The following is a 1,879-nucleotide window of genomic DNA, read 5'->3' as shown; positions in this document are numbered from 1 at the left end:
GCATCGGCGGCGGCTCCATCTGCATCACGCGCGAGACCAAGGGCATCGGCCGCGGCCAGGCGACCGCGCTCATCGACGTCTGCCGCGCCCGCGACGAGTACTACGAGGAGACCGGCGTCTACGTCCCTGTGTGCTCCGATGGCGGCATCGTCTACGACTACCACATGACGCTCGCGCTGGCCATGGGCGCCGACTTCATGATGCTCGGCCGCTATTTCGCGCGCTTCGACGAGTCTCCGACCGAGCGCGTCAACGTCAACGGCCAGTACATGAAGGAGTACTGGGGCGAGGGCTCGGCGCGCGCCCGCAACTGGCAGCGCTACGACCTCGGCGGCGCGGCGAAGCTCAGCTTCGTCGAGGGCGTCGACTCCTACGTGCCCTACGCCGGCACCCTGCACGACGGCGTCAACAGCACGCTCTATAAGGTCAAATCGACCATGTGCAACTGCGGCGCCAACTCCATCCCCGAGCTGCAGGAGAAGGCTCGCCTCACGCTGGTGTCCTCCGTTTCGATCGTCGAGGGCGGCGCCCACGACGTCGTCGTCAAGGACCAGAGTCACCAGAGCGTGAGCTACCGCTAAGGCAAACTCGAAAACCATTGTTTGACATCGCCCCGGGGTCCTTGCGGCCCCGGGGCTTTTTGTCGACTCTTTGAAGGCGACAGGAATCCGTATTGACAGCGAGCTCGATAAGATCAAAATGAACATCGTTCACATTGGAGGTGGCACGATGAACACGGTCGTTACATCCAAAGAGGAGATCTTGAAGAAGAGCCGCGAGCTTATCCAGGAGAACGGATGGGCTTCGGTCAATATCCGCTCGGTCGCCGCCGCCTGCGGTGTTTCGGTGGGTTCCATCTACAACTACTTCGAGTCGAAGTCGGCCCTGGTGAGCGCCACCGTCGAGAGCGTCTGGGAAGACATCTTCCATCGTCCGGACGATGAGGCCGTCTTTGCGGACACGCTTTCGTGCGTCAAGTGGATGTTCGGGCAGCTCGGGTACGGCTGCGATCGATACCCGGGCTTCTTTACGCACCACTCGCTGGGGTTCATGCAACAGGACGCGGCGGACGGCAAGCGGCAGATGCGTCAGGCATGGCTGCACATCCTCGACGAGCTTAAGGCGGTGCTGCTGCGGGACCCGAAGGTTCGCGCGGGCGCCTTTACCGGGGACCTTACGGCAGACGCCTTCGCTCAGGTGCTCTTCTCGCTTATGCTCTCGGCTGCTGTGAGGCAGGACTTCGACTCCTCTGCGGTTCTGGAGATCGTGCGTCGAACCATCTACTGAAAAAGCACCCGCGAGCAGGCGGGTCTTTTTTTCGCCACCAAAATGAACAATGTTCAACTTATTCGGTTAGGAGAATCTGATGCAGGCTATCGTCGAAACATTGTTTGATATTTGCTACCTTGCGACGGTTCTTTCCGTCGGTGTTCGAATGATCCGCGGAGCCAAGGGCTCGCGCCAGTTCGAGCTCTTCGGCTGGATGGCGGTTGTGCTCGGCGCGGGCGACTCCTTCCACCTCGTTCCCCGCGCGCTCGCCCTGTGCACCACCGGCCTCGATTCCTTCGCCTTCCAGCTGGGTCTCGGCAAGTGGATCACTTCGGTGACCATGACGGTGTTCTACGTCCTTCTTTACTACGTGTGGCGCGAGCGCTATGAGGTTGAGGGCAAAAAGTCGCTCACCGCGGCTGTGTACGCCTTGGCGGCCATCCGTGTCATCCTGTGCATGATGCCGCAGAACCAGTGGCTCTGCGACCACTCGCCGCTCATCTGGGGCATCTACCGCAATATCCCCTTCGCCCTTCTTGGCATCCTCGTCATCGTGCTGTTCTATCGCAGCGCAAAAGAGAAGGGTGACGAGGCCTTCGGCTGGATGTGG

At 60.9% G+C, this 1,879-nt stretch carries 3 protein-coding genes; all 3 read left to right on the top strand.

The annotated features are described in order from the left end of the window. Positions 1-581, top strand: a 581-nt coding sequence (locus ACT84W_RS09370; RefSeq protein ID WP_444329007.1) for an IMP dehydrogenase, incomplete at its 5' end; no start/stop codon positions are given. Between the two features lie 118 nt (positions 582-699). Continuing rightward, positions 700-1,287: a TetR/AcrR family transcriptional regulator gene (locus ACT84W_RS09365; protein ID WP_432321119.1), complete on the top strand. Its 588-nt coding sequence runs from the start codon at positions 700-702 to the stop codon at positions 1,285-1,287. Positions 1,288-1,435: 148 nt separating this feature from the next. Next, on the top strand, positions 1,436-1,879 hold a 444-nt coding region (locus tag ACT84W_RS09360), incomplete at its 3' end, for a hypothetical protein (protein ID WP_444329006.1).

This window comes from Paratractidigestivibacter sp. (assembly GCF_052362415.1).
In the GTDB taxonomy this organism is placed as follows: Bacteria; Actinomycetota; Coriobacteriia; order Coriobacteriales; family Atopobiaceae; genus Paratractidigestivibacter.
This window is presented reverse-complemented; position numbering and strand designations above follow the sequence as displayed.